Below are 18,146 nucleotides of genomic sequence, written 5' to 3' on the forward strand. Positions count from 1 at the left end.
GTTCCGGTCGTTCGCGCGGCAGAGCACGCCATGTTTGAACTTGATCGGCTCCGCTTTCGTGTGCGGCGGAGCGTGCGGTGGTTGAACGCGTGGACGGCAAAGCCGTCCACCCTACGCCGCGAGTTCGATCTTGTCGTTGGCTTCTTCCATGCTGCTGTTGTGCATTTCCTCGAGCGCGCGCTTGTAGTCGGTCGGGAAGACCTTCACGAACTTGGCGCGGCTGTTGGCCCAGTCATCGAGCAGGTTGCGCGCGCGCGTGGAACCCGTGTGCTTGAAGTGGCGCTCGATCAGGCGGCGCAGGATGATCTCGTCCGACTCGCGCTCGCCGCCGCGGGTCTGGCTGTGCCAGCCGGCTACGTCGCCCTGCTCTTTCGTCGACACCACGCGTTCCAGGTTCACCATGGTCGTGTTGCAGCGGCTCTCGAATTCGTTCTTCGGATCGTAGACATAGGCCACCCCGCCCGACATGCCGGCGGCGAAGTTGCGGCCAGTGTCGCCCAGCACCACGACGGTGCCGCCGGTCATGTATTCGCAGCCGTGGTCGCCCAGGCCTTCCACCACGGCGACGGCGCCCGAGTTACGGACCGCGAAGCGTTCGCCGGCCACGCCGTTAAAGAAGGCTTCGCCGGCAATCGCGCCGTACAGGACCGTGTTGCCGACGATGATGTTGTCGACCGCCCAGCCACGGAACTCGGTGTTCGGACGCACGATGATGCGCCCGCCCGACAGGCCCTTGCCGACGTAGTCGTTGCCCTCGCCCACCAGGTCGATCGTGATGCCGGCTGCCAGGAAGGCGGCGGCGGACTGGCCGGCCGTGCCCTGCAACTGGATGTGGATGGTGTCGTCCGGCAGCCCGGCATGGCCATAGCGCTTGGCAACCTCCCCCGAGAGCATGGCGCCGACCGTGCGGTTGACGTTCTTCACCGGCGAGATGAAGGAGACGCGCTCGCCCTTCTCCAGCGCCTGCTTGGCCTGCGCGATCAGTTTGTGGTCGAGCGCGCGGTCCAGGCCGTGGTCTTGCGCATCGGTATGGAACAGGTTCGCGCGGGCATCGGTCTTCGGCTGGTAGAAGATGTTGCTGAAGTCCAGGCCCTGCGCCTTCCAGTGCGACACCGCCTTCGATTTGTCGAGCAGGTCGGCGCGGCCGATCAGTTCGTCGTAAGTGCGGATGCCGAGCTGGGCCATCAACTGGCGCGCTTCTTCGGCCACGAAGAAGAAGTAATTCACCACGTGTTCCGGTTTACCCTGGAACTTGGCGCGCAGCACCGGGTCTTGCGTCGCGACGCCGACAGGGCAAGTGTTCAGGTGGCACTTGCGCATCATGATGCAGCCTTCAACCACCAGCGGCGCCGTGGCAAAGCCGATCTCGTCGGCGCCAAGCATGGCGGCAATCACCACGTCGCGGCCGGTCTTCATTTGGCCGTCGGCCTGCACGCGGATGCGGCTGCGCAAGCCATTCAGCACCAGGGTCTGCTGCGTTTCCGCCAGGCCCAGTTCCCACGGCGTGCCGGCATGCTTCACCGACGACAGCGGCGAGGCGCCGGTGCCGCCATCGTGGCCGGCAACGACCACGTGGTCGGCCTTGGCTTTCGAGACGCCGGCGGCCACGGTGCCGATGCCCACTTCCGACACCAGCTTCACCGAGATCGAGGCGTTCGGGTTCGTGTTCTTCAAATCGTGAATCAATTGCGCCAAATCTTCGATCGAATAGATGTCGTGGTGCGGCGGCGGCGAGATCAGGCCCACGCCCGGCACCGAGACCCGCAGAGAGGCAATGTATTCCGTGACCTTGTGGCCAGGCAGCTGACCGCCCTCGCCCGGCTTGGCGCCCTGCGCCATCTTGATCTGGATCTGGTCGGCCGAATTCAGGTATTCGGCGCTGACGCCGAAGCGGCCCGAGGCCACCTGCTTGATCTTCGAGCGCAGCGAGTCGCCGTCTTCGAGCGGGATGTCGGCAGCCACGCGATCCGAACCCAGCACCGAAGCCAGGGTTTCGCCCTTGCTGATCTTGATGCCCTTGAATTCGTTGGCGTAGCGGCGCGGGTCTTCGCCACCCTCACCCGTGTTGCTCTTGCCGCCGATGCGGTTCATGGCAATTGCCAGGGTCGCGTGCGCTTCGGTCGAGATCGAGCCGAGCGACATGGCGCCGGTGACGAAGCGCTTGACGATCTCCTTGGCCGGCTCGACTTCGTCGATGGCAATGGCCTTGCTTGGATCGATCTTGAACTCGAACAGGCCGCGCAGGGTCAGATGGCGGCGTGTCTGCTCGTTGATCAGTTGGGCGTACTCTTTATAGGTGCTGAAGCTGTTGGCGCGCGTCGAGTGCTGCAGCTTGGCAATCGCGTCCGGCGTCCACATGTGGTCTTCGCCGCGCACGCGGAAGGCGTATTCGCCGCCGGTATCCAGGGCATTCGCCAGCAGCGGATCGGCGCCGAAGGCCAGGTTATGCAGACGCAGCGCTTCCTCGGCAACTTCGAACAGGCCGATGCCTTCCACGGTCGACGAGGTGCCGCGGAAATATTTATCGACGAGCGACTTGTTCAGGCCGACTGCTTCGAAAATCTGCGCGCCGCAGTAGGACATGTAGGTGGAGATGCCCATCTTCGACATCACCTTCAGCAAGCCCTTGCCGATGGCCTTGGTGTAGTTGGTCATCGCCGTTTCCGGCGCCATTTCGTGCGGCAGGTGCTGGGCCAAATCGGCCAGGGTTTCCAGCGCCAGGTAAGGATGCACGGCTTCCGCGCCATAGCCCGCCAGCAAGGCGAAGTGGTGGGTTTCGCGGGCCGAGCCGGTTTCCACGACCAGGCCGGTCGAGGCGCGCAGGCCGCGCATCACCAGGTGCTGGTGGATGGTGGAAGTGGCCAGCAGGGCCGGAATCGCCACCATGTCGCCGGACAGCGCGCGGTCCGACACCACCAGGATGTTGTGGCCGGATTTCACGGCGTCCACTGCCTCGGCGCACAGCGAGGCCAGCGAGGCTTCGATGCCCTCCTTGCCCCAGGCGACCGGGTAGCAGATGTTCAGCTCATACGACTTGAACTTGCCGCCGGTGTGCAGGCTGATGTTGCGCAGGCGCGCCATGTCGTTGAAACCGAGCACGGGCTGCGACACTTCCAGGCGCATCGGCGGATTCACGTTGTTCGTGTCGAGCAGATTCGGCTTCGGACCGATGAACGACACCAGCGACATGACCATGCTTTCGCGGATCGGGTCGATCGGCGGATTGGTCACTTGCGCAAACAATTGTTTGAAATAATTGTACAAAGGTTTGAGCTTGTTCGACATCACCGCCAGCGGCGAGTCGTTGCCCATGGAACCGGTTGCTTCCTCTGCCAGAACCGCCATCGGCGCCATCAGGAATTTCAGATCTTCCTGGGTGTAGCCGAAGGCTTGCTGGCGGTCCAGCAGTGTGATCGCGGCTTTTTCGCCTTGCGCCGGGGCCGCATGGGCGTACCCGTCCTTCACGCGGTGTTGCGCCAGCTGCGATTCGGAGAGCTTGATTTCGTTCAGCTTGATGCGCACCGACTTGATCCAGGCTTTATACGGCTTGGCGTTGGAATAGGTGTCTTTCAGTTCCTTGTCGTCGATGATGCGCCCTGCTTCGAGGTCGATCAGGAACATCTTGCCCGGCTGCAGGCGCCATTTCTTGACGATGCGCGATTCCGGGATCGGCAGCACGCCGGACTCCGAAGCCATGACCACCAGGTCGTCTTCGGTCACGACATAGCGCGCCGGGCGCAGGCCGTTGCGGTCCAGGGTACCGCCGATGTGGCGGCCATCGGTGAAGGCCATCGCCGCCGGGCCATCCCAGGGCTCCATCATGGCCGCGTGGTATTCGTAGAAAGCCTTGCGGTTGTCGTCCATCGAGGTGTGGTTTTCCCAGGCCTCGGGGATCATCATCATCATCGCCTGGGCGATCGGGTAGCCGGCCATCACCAGCAGTTCGAGCGCGTTGTCGAAGCAGGCGGTGTCGGACTGGCCTTCGTAGATCAGCGGGAACAGCTTGTTCAGGTCCTCGCCCAGCACGGCCGACTTCATCATGCCTTCGCGCGCACGGGTCCAGTTGAAGTTGCCCTTCACGGTGTTGATTTCGCCGTTGTGCGCGATCAGGCGGTACGGGTGGGCCAGCGGCCATTCCGGGAAGGTGTTGGTCGAGAAGCGCTGGTGCACCAGGGCTAGTGCCGAGACGCAGCGCGGGTCTTGCAGGTCCTTGAAGTAGACGCCGACCTGGTCCGCCAGCAGCAGGCCTTTATAGACAATCGTACGCGCCGACATCGAGGGCACGAAGAATTCCTTGCCGTGCAAGAGTTTCAGCGCCTGGATGGCGTGGCCGGACGACTTGCGGATCACGTACAGCTTACGCTCGAGCGCGTCGGTGACCATGATGTCCGGGCCGCGGCCAATAAAAATCTGGCGGATCACCGGTTCCTTGGCGCGCACGGTGGGCGACATGGGCATGGCTTCGTCGACCGGCACGTTGCGCCAGCCCAGCACGACCTGGCCCTCGATGCGCACGGCGCGCTCGATTTCCTGTTCGCAGGCGATGCGCGAGGCGTGTTCCTTCGGCAGGAAGACCATGCCGACGCCGTATTCGCCGGGCGGCGGCAATTCGACGCCTTGCTTGGCCATCTCGTCGCGGAAATACTGGTCGGGAATCTGGATCAGGATGCCGGCGCCATCGCCCATCAGCGCATCGGCGCCGACCGCACCCCGGTGGTCCAGGTTCTTCAGGATCATCAACCCCTGGTCGATGATGGAATGGCTCTTGTTGCCCTTGATATGGGCGATGAAACCGACGCCGCAGGCATCGTGTTCATTGGCGGGATCGTACAGACCTTGGGCAATCATACTCGGCTCTCCACAGCTTTTTCAGGGGGTGAAGGCCGAGAATAGTGCAATGCAGCAGACGCATCAAGCAGAACAATTAGGGTCGGAGTCGAATTAAATGATGACTTACCCTCTTAAATTTTAATTGGGGACATGTTCGTTAGGTGGTCATCAGGCGGTTTTTGGCCGATCTTTATTTGAACGGCTGGCTTTCCTGCGGCAGGAAATTGCGGATGCCGTTTTTCTCATCAGTCCGCAGAAACCGATGCAGCCTGCTTGGCAGGCCGGCCCCGCTTGGCAGGCAGGATGCGGCGCCCGCTCTTCTGTTCGAGCCTGATCTTGAAGGCTTGCGTGCCTAGCGGCTGGCCTTTCTGGACGCTGGAGGCGATCAGCGCCAGCTCGTCGGGCGCGATGCCTTGCCCGACCAGTTCGGTGTAGGCCGCTTCGCGCTGGAAAGGCGTATTGCCGAGGGCCCAGAACAGGGCATGGTCGGTAATCGCCGGGTCGGGGTGCAGGCCGGCGTGGTGGGAATAGCTCGACCACACGTAGTGGGCCGGTTCCATGGCCTGGCCTTCGCGCACGGGCGCCAGTTCGATGAAGCGGCTGCACATCAGGAAATGGCGGTCGGTATCGACCACGGCGGTGCGGAAACGTCCCTCGAACAAACCGCCGGCGCGGGCGTATTTGGCGTTGTACCAGGGAACGTAGAGGCGGCCGATCTTCTGCATCATGGCGGCCAGGCTGTCTTCGTCGGGCGGAGTGGCGAGCAGGTGCAGGTGGGTCGGCAGCAGGGCGTAGGCGTGAATTGCCACCTTGTAGAAGCGCGACGCTTCCTTCAGCCAGACGAGGAATTGCGTGTAGTCTTCGTCGGCGCGGAAGATCAGCTGCGGGTCGTTGGCACGCTGGAGGATGTGGTGCGGTTGCTTGGGGAGGATGAGGCGGGGTTGGCGGGCCATGGCAGGGGCGGAAACGATTTGGATAGCGTATTTTACTGCGCCCTCGCCGCTCTGTCCCTCATTATAAAATCGGGTCGCTCAATTTGCGCATACTCTGTCCCGCTTTTGTAGGGTGGGCCGGGCCGCGCTAGGCTCTTGAGCCCACGCGGTACCCTGGTTCCGTGGTCGAAAACGCGTTTCGACCGACATGCAATCTACAGCGTGGGCTCAAGAGCCCACCCTACAAAACCGCGCGTCTGCTTAGGGTGGGTTCTCGAACCCACCCTACCATCAGGCCAGGGTAAATCCGGCCGACAGGCTGTACCCTTCACCGTAAGCACTGCGCAGCGGCAAATCCTGCCCCAGCCCGGTACGTGCTTTCTTGCGCAGGCGGTACACCAGCATGTCCACGCGCCGGCTCGCATCCGGGTCGTCCCCGCCCATGCCGGCAACGATGGTCGCGCGCGGCACCGGCCGGGTGTTGATTGTCAACAGATGCAGGAAATTGAATTCCTTCTCGGTCAGATCGATCACCTTGCCGCCCAGCTCGAGCTGGCGGGCGCTGACGCGCAGGGTCCACTTGCTCGGCAGCGGCGCCGGTTCGCTCGGGCGCACGCGGCGGCCCAGGGCCTCGATGTGGGCGGCCAGTTCCGGGAACTTGATCGGCTTGGTCAGATAGTGATCCGCTCCCAGCTGCAGGCCGAGGATGCGGTTGTCGAAGGCGACGCGCCCGGTCAGCACCAATAGTCCGATCTCGGGATACAGCTGGCGCATGCGCGGAATGACGGTAAAGCCGTCTTCGTCGGGCAGGCCCAGGTCGAGCACCACCACGGCGGCCGGGGTGCGCGTGAGCGCGGCCCACATTTCGCTGGCGGAGGTGGCCACCGTTACGTCGTGGTCGAGTTCGCGCAGGAAGTCGGCCATGTCGCCGGCATAGTCGCCGTTGTCTTCAACAATCAGTATCTGGGTCATGGGTGGGCCACGTTCATTGTTTTACTTGTGCCTGCCTGTTGCGGCAGGGTCGTCGCCCGCGGGTTGCGGGGGAGGTTCGCTACCGGGCGCCGGCCGGGACAGCGTTTTCCCGGCGCCGGCAAGCGGCAGCCAGATGCGGAATTCGGCGCCGCCGGCGGCCGGCGATACCAGGTTCAGCACGCCGCCATGTACTTCCACGATCGAGCGCGCCATGTACAAGCCCAGGCCGCTGCCGGGCAGGCCCTCGGCATTCCGGCCGCGGAAGAACTTGTCGAAGAGGCGCGCCTGTTCCTCCAGCGGCACGCCGGCGCCATGGTCGCGCACCGCCAGCTCGATGCCGCTGGCCGCCAGGCGCCCGCGCAGCAGGATGGGCGTGGCCTCGGGCGAAAACGCAATCGCATTGTCGACCAGGATCTTCAGCGCCAGGCGCATGCCGTCCGGTTTGCAGCGCAGGGCGTCGGGCAATTCGCCGACCTCGACGCTGGCGACGCGGCCGGCGGCGCGCACCTGCGCCGCCGCTTCGTCCAGCAGTTCGCGCGGCGCCACCGAGGTCGGCTTGCGCTCGACGCCGATCTCGGCCATGCGATCCGGCGACAGATAGTCGTCGAGCATGGCGATCAGGCGGTCGGTGGCCAAGGCAATCTTGCGGTAGCGCTGGCGCGTCGGCTCGTCGGCATCCTGGCAGGTTGCTTCCAGGCGCTGCACGGCGCCGTCGATGGTCGACAGCGGGGTGCGGAATTCGTGGTTCAGCATGCTGGCAAAATGCTTGCGCTCGGCTTCGCGCTGGCGCCGCGCCGACAGATCGCGCACCTGGCCGACCAGCGTTACCGGTTCGCCTGCGGCGTCGCACAGCAGGGCCGAGATGACCTCGACCGGCACCATGTAGCCGTGCGCGCCGCGCAGTTCGGTTTCGCGCACCAGGCGCAGGCGGCTGCGGTCGCCGCCGCGCAGGCGCCGGATCCGCGCCGGCATCCCGGCGCACAGCGCGGCCAGCGCGCTGCCCGGGTCGCCGAGCTGGGCGGCGATGTCGGCAGGGCTGTATCCCAGCAATTGCTCGATTGCGGGGCTGAGGTAGCGCAGGGCGCCGCTGGCGCAATCGATGCTGAACGCGATGTCGCCGCCGATCTCGGCGATAACACGGAACTGCTCGGCCAGTTCCGCACCGGCCGCGCCGGAACAGTCAAGGCTGGCACTGCAATTCATTCCATACCATCCAATCAGAGAGTCATGCACGAGGGCAATATCGAGCCCGCGAGCGAGTATATCGCTGCAACTGCTTGTTTGTATAGGTAAGCGTTGTAGCGCTATCGTTTAACTAAAATTGCCGATTTTTTAAATTGATTAAATATTGTTAAATCAAGGTCCCTTGCTGCCGAATCCTATTCGCTTTGCATAGCTTTACCTGCCTGAATCATGCAAACACGCCGTTCCAGTGAAAACGCCCGCTGGCAGCGGGCGTCTTCATCTACTTCTGGTTGCTTACTGTTCGTCGAGCGGCGCGAAGATGGCTTGCAGGTCTTCCTGCGTCAACGCCATCTTCTGCGATTCGCCTTCGGCCAGGATTGACTGCGCCAGCTCCGACTTCTTCTGCTGCAGCTGCTGGATCTTTTCTTCCAGCGTGCCCTTGGCGATCAGCTTGTACACGAACACCGGCTTGTCCTGCCCGATGCGCCAGGCGCGGTCGGTAGCCTGGGCCTCGGCCGCCGGGTTCCACCACGGGTCGTAGTGGATGACCGTATCGGCCGCGGTCAGGTTCAGGCCGACGCCGCCCGCCTTCAGGCTGATCAGGAAGATCGGCACCGCGCCTTGCTGGAAGGCCGCCACCTGGGCCGAGCGGTCGCGCGTTTCGCCGGTGAGGATGGCGTAGCGGATGCCGCGCGCCGCCAGTTCTTCCTCGATCAGGCCGAGCATGCTGGTGAACTGCGAGAACACCAGGATCTTGCGGCCTTCTTCCAATAAATCGTCGACCATCTGCATCAGGTCGGTCAGTTTGGCGGACACGGCGGCCGTGTTCTTCTTCGACGGCATGGCTTTCACCAGGCGCGGGTCGCAGCAGACCTGGCGCAGCTTCAGCAGCGCCTCCAGGATCACGATCTGGCTGCGCGCCACGCCCTTGCGGTCGATTTCCTCGCGCACCTTCTTGTCCATCGCCAGGCGCACGGTCTCGTAGAGGTCGCGCTGCGGGCCGGACAGTTCGATGCGGCGCACGACTTCGGTCTTTTCCGGCAGTTCCTTGGCCACATTGTCCTTGGTACGGCGCAGCAGGAAGGGACGGATGCGGCGGTTCAGCAAGGCGCGGCGCACCGGATCGTCCTGGCGCTCGATCGGGTGGCGGAACTGGGTATTGAAGGTCTTTTCCTCGCCCAGCAGGCCTGGCAGCAGGAAGTGGAATTGCGACCACAGTTCGCCCAGGTGGTTTTCCAGCGGGGTACCGGTCAGGCACAGGCGGTGGCGCGCATTCAGCGAACCGGCCGTCTGCGCCGCCTTCGAGCGCGTGTTCTTGATGTAGTGCGATTCGTCGAGGATCACCAAGTGGTACTCGTGCTCGCGCAGCTTTTCCTCGTCGCGCGGCAGCAGGGCGTAGGTGGTCAGCACGATATCGGCCTGCTCGATCTGGTCGAACATGTCCATGCGTTCCTTACCTTGCAGCAGCAGCACCTTCAGGCTGGGGGCGAAGCGCGCGGCTTCTTCCTGCCAGTTGGTCATCAGGCTGGTCGGCGCGATCACCAGGGCCGGGCGGGTCAGGCGGCCGGCTTCCTTTTCGGTCAGGATGTGGGCCAGGGTCTGCACGGTTTTACCGAGACCCATGTCGTCGGCCAGGATGCCGGCCAGGTCGTATTCGCGCAGGAACTGCATCCACGACAGGCCGTCGAGCTGGTAGTCGCGCAGGGTGGCTTGCAGGCCGGCCGGGGCGGCGACCTTTTTCACGGCGCCGAACTGGCTGAGCTTGCGGCCGGTTTCGCGCAGCTGCTCGCCGCCGAACCAGCGCAGCTCCACGCTGCGCGCCAGTTCTTCCAGGCGGCTGGCGTCCAGCGTCGACAGGCGCACGCGCCCCTTGATCTTGTCGTTGAAGTAGAGCTCGCCGAGCGTGGACAGGATGGGCTTGACGCGGTTCCACGGCAAGGCAACCCGCACGCCTTCGGGCAGGGTGGCCAGCATCTGGTCAGCTTCGCCATGGGCGGCCAGCACCGCCGGGTCGAAGTCCATCGGCGCGTTGCGGATGAGTTGCACCAGCACCGGCAGCAGCGGCACGCGCTTGCGGTTGACCACGATGCCCAGTTCCAGCTCGAACCAGGCCTTGCCCGCTTCTTCCGGCTCGTCGATCTCGGCGTACCAGTCTTCCACCGCGACCACGTCATAGCGGTATTTGTTCGATTTTTGCAGGTGCCAGCCGGCATCCGACAGGGCGTCGAGATCGTTCTCGGCAAAGCGCAGCCAGTGCGCCTGGCTATCGAGCTGCAGGGCGCCGGCCACGCCCGACAGCGGGGTGGTGGCGGGCTTGCGGAAACCGAGCTCGGTCAATTTATCCAGGGCCGCCGCTTCAGCATCCAGATTGCGCTCGATGATTTCGGTAACGTCGCCGATCTGGCGCACCACGCGCTGGGCCGGATCGAAGGAAACGCGCTGGCCATCGTAATCAAAGGAGAGCACGGCGAAATCCTGCCAGCGCTGGGTGCCGGTATCGGCCAGGGCCACGGAATCGAGCAGCAGGAAGGGTTGCGGCGCGACGTCGGTGCGCAGGCGCTGGGTCAGTGGCTGCGGCAGCGGCATCAAGGTTTGCAAGCCATGGGCCAGCAGCAGTTGCGAGACGCGTTTTTTATCGTTGCCGGTGAGGATGGGCGCCTGGGCCACCAGGGCTTGCAGCTCGGCCAGCGAAATGTCCACGCCACCACGGTTCAGTTCCAGTGGGCCGCAGGACAAATTATCGATGTACCAGGGCGGATCGGTCGGCAGCATGTAGTCGATCAGGTCGGCGCCGGGGTGGGTGGCGCCGTTGGCCGGTTCCACCGACCAGCCCAGCTTGGCCGCACGGCCTTCGTCGCGCCAGGCCAGGTTCGCCTGCCGGGTCGGACCGGCTTGCAGCGGATACACCAGCCCGTTCGACATGTCTTGCCAGGAATTGGCCCACAGCAGTTTGCCCTGTTTCAGCAGCATGTCGAGCAGGATGGCGCCGACCTTGCCCTTGGGCTCGGTGGCGCTGGTGCTCTGCGAGGCGCCGCTGCGCATGGCGATGAAGAAGCGCACCAGGTCTTCGTCCTCGCCTTCGAGATAGGCGGGCGGGGCCGACAGCAGCGAGAACACCTCGTTCACCGGGCTGGCGGCGGCCACGTCTCCGTTCGGACGCAGGCGCGCCTTGCACAGGCAGACGGCCACATGGCGGCCGCCGCTGGTCGGGGCCATGACGTAGACAAACTTGTACTGGACTGCCTTCGGATCGGCGAGCTCGACGGTCAACTTCGGTTGCGGATGGGCGGCTGCCTCGACCCTTTGCAGCCAGGTTGTCACGGGTGCCGGCAAGGCGGGCGCGCGTGCCGGCGTCGCACGCGGCGCGGGGGCATCGCTTGCGTGTTCGCGTGGGTAATCAACTGTGTGCATGGGTCTCTGGATGGTGTGTGAAAAAGAACAACAAACGACATTATCTCTCATACGGACGGTTCAGTTTTGTTCGGAATCGCACGTAGTCGGGAAATCTTTACAGTATGAAATTTTAAGAATCTTTATTCCAACACTGATTTAGGTATCATTCCCGCTTGACCCACGGATTCCCGCACCATGCTGCCTTCTATCGAACAACGCCTCGCCACTGAACTTGCCGCCAAGCCGGCCCAGGTTGCCGCCGCCATCGCCCTGCTCGACGAGGGCGCGACCGTTCCCTTCATCGCGCGCTACCGCAAGGAAGCCACCGGCGGCCTCGACGACATCCAGCTGCGCCTGCTGGAAGAACGCCTGCGCTACCTGCGCGAGCTGGAAGACCGGCGCGCGGCGATCATCGAATCGATCACCGAACAGAACAAGATGACGCCGGCGCTGCTGGAAGCGATCGCGCTGGCCGAGGACAAGACCCGCCTCGAAGACCTGTATTTGCCGTACAAGCAGAAGCGCCGCACCAAGGCCCAGATCGCGGTGGAAGCCGGCCTGGCGCCGCTGGCCGATGCGCTGCTGGCCGACCCAATGCTGAACCCGGAAGAAGTGGCAGCGCACTACCTGCGCGAGGCCTTCAGCAATGCCGACGGCGTGAACAACCCGGGCGTGCCCGATACCAAGGCGGCACTGGACGGCGCGCGCCAGATCCTGATGGAGCGCTTTGCCGAAGACGCGACCCTGCTGCAGTCGCTGCGCGAATACGTGCAGGAGCACGGCGTGGTCGATTCGAAGGTGGTCGACGGCAAGCAGGACGAAGGCGAGAAGTTCGCCGACTACTTCGATTATTCCGAGCCACTGGCGAACGTGCCGTCGCACCGCGCGCTGGCCCTGATGCGCGGGCGCCGCGAAGGCATCCTCGACGTCACCCTGCGCCTGGACACCGAGCCTGAAAAACCGAAGTGGGATGCGCCGCATAACCCGTGCGAAAGCCGCATCGCCGCGCGCTTCGGCATCAAGGGCCAGGGCCGCCCGGCCGACAAGTGGCTGCTCGACACCGCGCGCTGGACCTGGCGCGTGAAAAGCTTCATGTACATCGAGACGGAACTGATGGGCGCCCTGCGCGAGAAGGCCGAGCAGGATGCGATCGGCGTCTTCGCGCGCAATTTGAAGGCGCTGCTGCTGGCCGCGCCGGCCGGCCAGCGCGCCACCATGGGCCTGGACCCAGGCCTGCGCACCGGCGTGAAGGTGGCCGTGGTCGACGCCACCGGCAAGGTGGTCGACACCGCCACCATCTACCCGCACCAGCCGCGCAACGACTGGGACGGTTCGCTGCACGTGCTGGGCCAGCTGGCGGCGAAGCACAACGTGTCTCTCATCTCGATCGGCAACGGCACCGCCTCGCGCGAGACCGACAAGCTGGCGCAGGACCTGATCAAACAACGGCCGGAACTCAAGCTGACCAAGATCGTGGTGTCGGAGGCCGGCGCCTCGGTGTACTCGGCCTCGGAATTCGCGTCGCGCGAACTGCCGGACCTGGACGTGTCGATCCGCGGCGCGGTGTCGATTGCGCGACGCCTGCAGGACCCGCTGGCCGAACTGGTGAAGATCGACCCGAAATCGATCGGCGTCGGCCAGTACCAGCACGACGTCTCGCAGACCCAGCTGGCGCGCTCGCTCGACGCCGTGGTCGAGGATTGCGTGAACGCGGTCGGCGTGGACGTGAACACGGCCTCGGCGCCGCTGCTGGCGCGCGTGTCGGGCCTGTCGTCGAGCGTGGCGCAGAGCATTGTCAGCTACCGCGACATGCAGGGCGCGTTTGCCTCGCGTGCGGCGCTCAAAAAAGTGCCGCGCCTGGGCGAGAAGACCTTCGAGCAGGCGGCGGGCTTCCTGCGCGTGATGGGCGGTGACAATCCGCTGGACGCGTCGGCGGTGCACCCGGAATCGTATCCGGTGGTGCAGAAGATTTTGGGCGACGTCGGGCGCGAGATGAAGGCGGTAATCGGCGACACCTCGCTGATCAAGACCCTGAATCCGGCCAAGTATGCGGATGACAAATTCGGCGTGCCGACCGTGACTGACATCCTGAAGGAACTGGAAAAGCCAGGCCGCGACCCGCGTCCGGAATTCACCACCGCCACCTTCAAGGAAGGCGTGGAAGAGATCTCGGACCTGCGGCCGGACATGATCCTGGAAGGCGTGGTCACCAACGTGGCGGCGTTTGGCGCCTTTGTCGATATCGGCGTGCACCAGGATGGGCTGGTGCACATCTCGGCGCTGTCGAACACCTTCGTAAAGGACCCGCACACGGTGGTCAAGGCCGGGCAGGTGGTCAAGGTAAAGGTGCTGGAAGTCGATCCGAAGAGGAAGCGCATTGCGCTGACCATGCGCCTGTCGGACAGCGCGCCGCAAGCCGGTTCGCAGCCGCAGCAGCGCGGCGACCGCGACGACCGCAAGCGCGTGGCCCAGCACCAGAACCGCCAGGAACGCACGGCGCCGGCAGCCGGCAACAATGCGATGGCGGCGGCGTTCGCCAAGCTGAAGAAGTAAGCGATGGTGGCCTGCGCGCCTGTCGATCCGGATTGCGATGCGGCGCGCGGACTGATCGCGGAACTCGACGCGGCACTGGCAGCGATCTGCGGCGACAGCGGCGCGCAGTCGTTCGATGCGAACGATGTGCGCGGGCCGAGGTCGGTGTTCCTGGTGGCGCGCGATGCGGCGGGCCTTGCTGTCGGCTGCAGTGCGCTGCGGCCGCTCGAGGGCGATGTGGCGGAAGTGAAGCGGATGTATGCGCGGCCCGGGAGCGGGGCGGGTGTGCAGCTGCTGGGCGAGCTGGAACGGCGGGCTTTACAGTTCGGTTACCGCGAAGTCTGGCTGGAGACGCGACGCGTGAATGTACGCGCGGTGGCGTTCTACGAACGGCACGGGTACCGGGTTATTCCGAATTACGGCAAGTATGTCGGGCGCGAGGATGCCGTTTGCCTCGGCAAGGTGCTGTAGGGTGGGCCGGGCCACGCAAGGCACTTGTGCCCACGCGGTCTCACCCTTTGCTATCCGCCGGCGCTGTTTCGACCACTCAAGCGTGGTACAGCGTGGACTCGGGAGTCCACCCTACAACACCCGGCGCGATGCAACAGGCGCAAACCGCCGATTCATCCCCCAAAGAACTGCGCCAGCTCCGGCACCCGCTTGACCATCACTCCCACGAAGTACAGCGCCAGGCACCCCAGTCCGATGGTGTTGATGCGCCGCCGCGTCATGGCCGGCACCCCGGTCTTCTTGATGTGCAGGGCGTCGCGCAGCAGCACGGCGGCATAGATCGCCAGTGCCAGCCCGGTCAGGAACACACCCAGGCCGTCGCCGCGCACGCCGCTGACGAGGTCGAATATGCCGATGAAGCCGAGCACCACGGCCAGCACGAAATTGAAGCCTGCCGAAGGCCCGGCGGAGGGACGTTGTTGTTGCATGTGCATGAAGGAAGAAGTGAAATCCGGGCGATCATACCGCAAGCTGTCGCGGCATCGGAACAGGCGCCGCCAAACCCGGCCCCGGCCCGCACCGCGACAGTGGAATTCTTATAGAATGTCGCCATCTCACCCATTTCTTTCCGAAGGCAGAATCACATGAGCGACGTACAAACCTGGATCAAAGACACCGTGACCAACACCCCGGTCGTGCTGTTCATGAAGGGCACCGCGCAGTTCCCGCAATGCGGCTTCTCGGGCCGCGCTATCCAGATCCTGAAAGCCTGCGGCGTCGATAACATCGCCACCGTCAACGTGCTGGAAGATCCGGAAGTCCGCCAGGGCATCAAGGACTACTCGAACTGGCCGACCATCCCGCAGCTGTACGTGAACGGCGAGTTCATCGGCGGCTCCGACATCATGAACGAGATGTTCGATTCGGGCGAACTGCAAGCGATGTTCAAGAAGTAAGTGAACCCATCCAGACCGCGCCGGGTCGCCGGCCGCCGCATCATCGTCGCCATCACCGGCGCGACCGGCGCGGTCTACGGCGTGCGCCTGCTCGGGCGCTTGAGTGCCGTGCCCGGCGTCGAGACCCACCTGGTGATGTCCGACGCCGCCTCGCTCACCCTGCACCAGGAAGTCGGCCTGCAACGGCGCGACGTCGAAGCCCTGGCCCATGTCGTGCACAAGAACCGCGAAATCGGCGCGACGATCGCCAGCGGTTCGTTCCAGACCGACGGCATGGTGATCGCTCCCTGTTCGATGAAGACCCTGGCGGCCGTGGCCCATGGCCTGGCGGACAACCTGGTCGCGCGCGCGGCCGACGTGGTCCTGAAGGAACGCCGGCGCCTGATCCTGATGGTGCGCGAAACGCCGCTCAACTTGGCGCACCTGCGCAATATGACGGCCGTGACCGAAATGGGCGGCATCGTGTTTCCGCCCTTGCCGAGCTTTTACCACCGGCCGGCGAGCATCGAGGAGATGGTCGACCATACCCTGGACCGGGTGCTCGACCTGCTCGGCATCGAGAACCCGCAGGCTGCACGGTGGCCCGGCATGCGCGGCGCCGACAGCGGCGCGTAGCGCTTTAACGAAGCGTCTGACAAAGCCTTCAGGGCAAGGGATACGGCCTACCGGGGCAGAGTCGAAGACGGTACGAACGTACGGCGAGACGCTGCAACGCAGCCATGGAGGCTTTGTCCAGACGCGCTCGGCTAGCGTTTGCTGCCGTAGCTGCTGTCACCGGCTTTCTTCAACTCCCTTGCTTCCTCCAGCATCCTGCGCTGGGCGATGCGCTTGCGCATCACCTCGGCGTGACGGGCCGCGCTCATCGGCGGTGCCGTCATCAGTTCCTTCAGCTGGGCAGTGTTCACATAATTGCTTTTCATAGGCAGGCACGATCCTCGGCTGTGACGAGTTCGATTATGCGCCAGTGCAAGCGGTTTGTACTGCCTGATTCGGAAGAAAATTTGTAAGCGGGAAACCTAACGCGAGGAAGGACCAGGCTTACTTGGACTGGGGCTGATGGTTGACGCGGACCAGCATGCGGATGAATTCGCGCGCCAGCTGGCGATGGTGCTCGTCCAGGCGCTGCAGGTCGGCGATCAGCTTGACGTCGGCCGATTCGAAGCGGGCGGCATTGCCGGTCTCGACCGCTTCGCCCGGCGCTTCGGGGCCACCGAAACGCAGCCAGTCGGCAGGCACGCCCAGCCATTGCGCGATCATGCGCAGCTTTTCCTGTGTGGGAATGGCTTCGCCGACCAGCCACTTGCGGGCGGCGTGGACGGTGATGGGCCGCCCTTCGAAGCGAATGTTAAATTCACGTGCCAGTCGAGTCGGGCTGTCTGGTGAGTAGTGGGCGTTCTTCAGCGCCTGTTGGAGACGCTCGCTGAAGCTCTCCCGTTCATTCGTGGAATTCATGATGGCACTATTTCATGCTGGACTATAAATGTCAGTCTCTTGTCCGTACAGACCAGTTGTGACAGTTTACGAACAGATAAGTAACAAAGAAGTGTGAAGTGAGAATGTGAGAGTTTGTGACATCATGCCACAAAATTTCCGCACAGAATCGACATATTCACCGTGAATAACATTCGTACAAATGTTTTGTCGCATGAATGCCACGCACATTCGGTTACTCGCCCCCAAGCGCCTGTTGCGGCAGGTTCCGAGTCGGGGCCGGGCGGGCTGGGGAAGCCCGCGAGAATCCGGCTCTGGTTCGTCAGTTCAGTTGGAAACGAATGATCCCGTCGGCGCCAGTTACACGCTCCAACATACCATCATTCCAAAGTTTGTGCAGGTGTGCGAGTGCTTCGCCGAGTGCAAAGCTGAGCTGGTGGGCATCGAGCTGGCGCCGGAACATGATCGGCACGATGTCGACCGCGCTGCGGGCTTGCTTGCAGGCTTCGAGTACCTCGTCCAGCCGCTCCACATGGTGCTGGCGCAGCTGCGCGATGCGGGTATGCAAACCGCGGAATGGCTTGCCGTGCGAAGGCAGCACCAGCACGTCGTCGGGCAGGCCGGCGAACTTGTCGAGCGAGTCCAGGTACTGCTGCAGCGGGTTGCCTTCCGGCTCGATCGCGAACACCGAGACGTTGGTCGAAATGCGCGGCAAGACCATGTCGCCCGAGACCAGGACGTTCAGTTCCTGCGAGTACAGCGAGGCGTGTTCCGGCGAGTGGCCGAAGCCGGTAATCACGCGCCATGCCGTATTGCCAATCGTGACATACTGGCCATCCTGCAGGCGCGTGTAGGCCTCCGGTACGCCCGGCACCAGCGAGGGATAGTAATTGCGGCGGCTGCGCATCTGCTCCAGCATGGCCTGGTCGGCCAGGCCGTGGCGTTCGAAGTGGGGAATGGCCGAGGGGCCGTCGACGCCGGGCAGGGCCGCCGCCATCATGCGCGCAAAACCGTATTCGCCGGCGGTCAGCCAGAAGGGTGCGCCGAAACGTTCGCACAGCCAGCCCGACAGGCCTACATGGTCGGGATGGCTGTGGGTGGCGATCACGCGCACGACCGGTTGATTCTCCAGCGGCCCGGCCAGCACCTGCTCCCAGGCGGCGCGGGTGGCGTCGGTGGCCACGCCGCAATCGATCACGCTCCAGCCCTTGCGACCTTCGCGCTCGTCCCGCAGCACCCACAAATTGATGTGGTCGAGGGCGAATGGCAGCGGCATGCGCAGCCAGCCGATGCCGGGCGCCACCTCGCGCACCGTACCAGGGGCAGGCAGTTCGTCGGCAAAGGGATAGGTCAACTGGGCTTCAAGCGGATTCATGTTCAGCAATCTTTCGTATTCCATGCAAGACGGGCGCGCTACAATGGGTGACGTTAACGTAAACGGCAATGCCGGATACCGATTCTAGCC

13 protein-coding genes are annotated in these 18,146 nt (G+C 64.0%); 4 read left to right on the forward strand and 9 right to left on the reverse strand.

What is annotated here, in order from left to right:
* Positions 1 to 111 precede the first annotated feature (111 nt).
* The 5 genes from ACWYRN_RS08090 to ACWYRN_RS08110 form a co-directional block, all read right to left on the reverse strand.
* The gene (locus ACWYRN_RS08090; protein WP_488691925.1) at positions 112 to 4,848 is read right to left on the reverse strand and encodes a glutamate synthase-related protein; all 4,737 of its coding nucleotides are present in this window, start codon (positions 4,846 to 4,848) and stop codon (positions 112 to 114) included.
* 227 nt (positions 4,849 to 5,075) lie between these two features.
* The gene (locus ACWYRN_RS08095; RefSeq protein WP_488691926.1) at positions 5,076 to 5,783 is read right to left on the reverse strand and encodes a transposase; all 708 of its coding nucleotides are present in this window, start codon (positions 5,781 to 5,783) and stop codon (positions 5,076 to 5,078) included.
* 270 nt (positions 5,784 to 6,053) lie between these two features.
* On the reverse strand, positions 6,054 to 6,734 hold the full coding sequence (locus ACWYRN_RS08100) for a response regulator transcription factor (protein WP_229436415.1): 681 nt from the start codon (positions 6,732 to 6,734) through the stop codon (positions 6,054 to 6,056).
* Positions 6,735 to 6,755: 21 nt separating this feature from the next.
* Entirely contained in the window at positions 6,756 to 7,937 is a 1,182-nt protein-coding gene (locus ACWYRN_RS08105; RefSeq protein ID WP_488691927.1) for a PAS domain-containing sensor histidine kinase, read from the reverse strand.
* A 276-nt stretch (positions 7,938 to 8,213) separates the two neighbouring features.
* Positions 8,214 to 11,330 carry a DEAD/DEAH box helicase gene (locus ACWYRN_RS08110; RefSeq protein WP_488691928.1) on the reverse strand — a complete coding sequence of 1,039 codons (3,117 nt, stop codon included), beginning with the start codon at positions 11,328 to 11,330 and terminating at the stop codon, positions 8,214 to 8,216.
* Between the two features lie 177 nt (positions 11,331 to 11,507).
* On the opposite strand from ACWYRN_RS08110, the gene ACWYRN_RS08115 reads away from it, so the two are divergent.
* A complete protein-coding gene (locus ACWYRN_RS08115; RefSeq protein ID WP_488691929.1) occupies positions 11,508 to 13,865 on the forward strand; it encodes a Tex family protein in 2,358 nt (785 codons plus the stop codon).
* Positions 13,866 to 13,868: 3 nt separating this feature from the next.
* A complete protein-coding gene (locus ACWYRN_RS08120) occupies positions 13,869 to 14,315 on the forward strand; it encodes a GNAT family N-acetyltransferase (RefSeq protein WP_488691930.1) in 447 nt (148 codons plus the stop codon).
* A 152-nt stretch (positions 14,316 to 14,467) separates the two neighbouring features.
* Here the strand turns inward: ACWYRN_RS08120 and ACWYRN_RS08125 are convergent, their stop codons facing one another.
* On the reverse strand, positions 14,468 to 14,782 hold the full coding sequence (locus ACWYRN_RS08125) for a hypothetical protein (RefSeq protein WP_488691931.1): 315 nt from the start codon (positions 14,780 to 14,782) through the stop codon (positions 14,468 to 14,470).
* 156 nt (positions 14,783 to 14,938) lie between these two features.
* On the opposite strand from ACWYRN_RS08125, the gene grxD reads away from it, so the two are divergent.
* Both grxD and ACWYRN_RS08135 read left to right on the forward strand, forming a co-directional pair.
* Positions 14,939 to 15,250, forward strand: a complete 312-nt coding sequence (gene grxD, locus ACWYRN_RS08130; protein ID WP_229436404.1) for a Grx4 family monothiol glutaredoxin — start codon at positions 14,939 to 14,941, stop codon at positions 15,248 to 15,250.
* Positions 15,251 to 15,865, forward strand: a complete 615-nt coding sequence (locus tag ACWYRN_RS08135; RefSeq protein ID WP_488691932.1) for a UbiX family flavin prenyltransferase — start codon at positions 15,251 to 15,253, stop codon at positions 15,863 to 15,865. It begins immediately after the preceding gene.
* Positions 15,866 to 15,996: 131 nt separating this feature from the next.
* Here the strand turns inward: ACWYRN_RS08135 and ACWYRN_RS08140 are convergent, their stop codons facing one another.
* The 3 genes from ACWYRN_RS08140 to ACWYRN_RS08150 form a co-directional block, all read right to left on the reverse strand.
* Complete coding sequence (locus ACWYRN_RS08140) at positions 15,997 to 16,170, reverse strand: hypothetical protein (RefSeq protein ID WP_488691933.1); 174 nt, start codon at positions 16,168 to 16,170, stop codon at positions 15,997 to 15,999.
* Positions 16,171 to 16,288: 118 nt separating this feature from the next.
* A complete protein-coding gene (locus ACWYRN_RS08145; protein ID WP_488691934.1) occupies positions 16,289 to 16,702 on the reverse strand; it encodes a hypothetical protein in 414 nt (137 codons plus the stop codon).
* A gap of 301 nt (positions 16,703 to 17,003) precedes the next feature.
* Complete coding sequence (locus tag ACWYRN_RS08150; protein WP_488691935.1) at positions 17,004 to 18,056, reverse strand: MBL fold metallo-hydrolase; 1,053 nt, start codon at positions 18,054 to 18,056, stop codon at positions 17,004 to 17,006.
* Between the last annotated feature and the right edge of the window lie 90 nt (positions 18,057 to 18,146).

It is taken from the genome of Massilia sp. BAP21 (assembly GCF_057801335.1).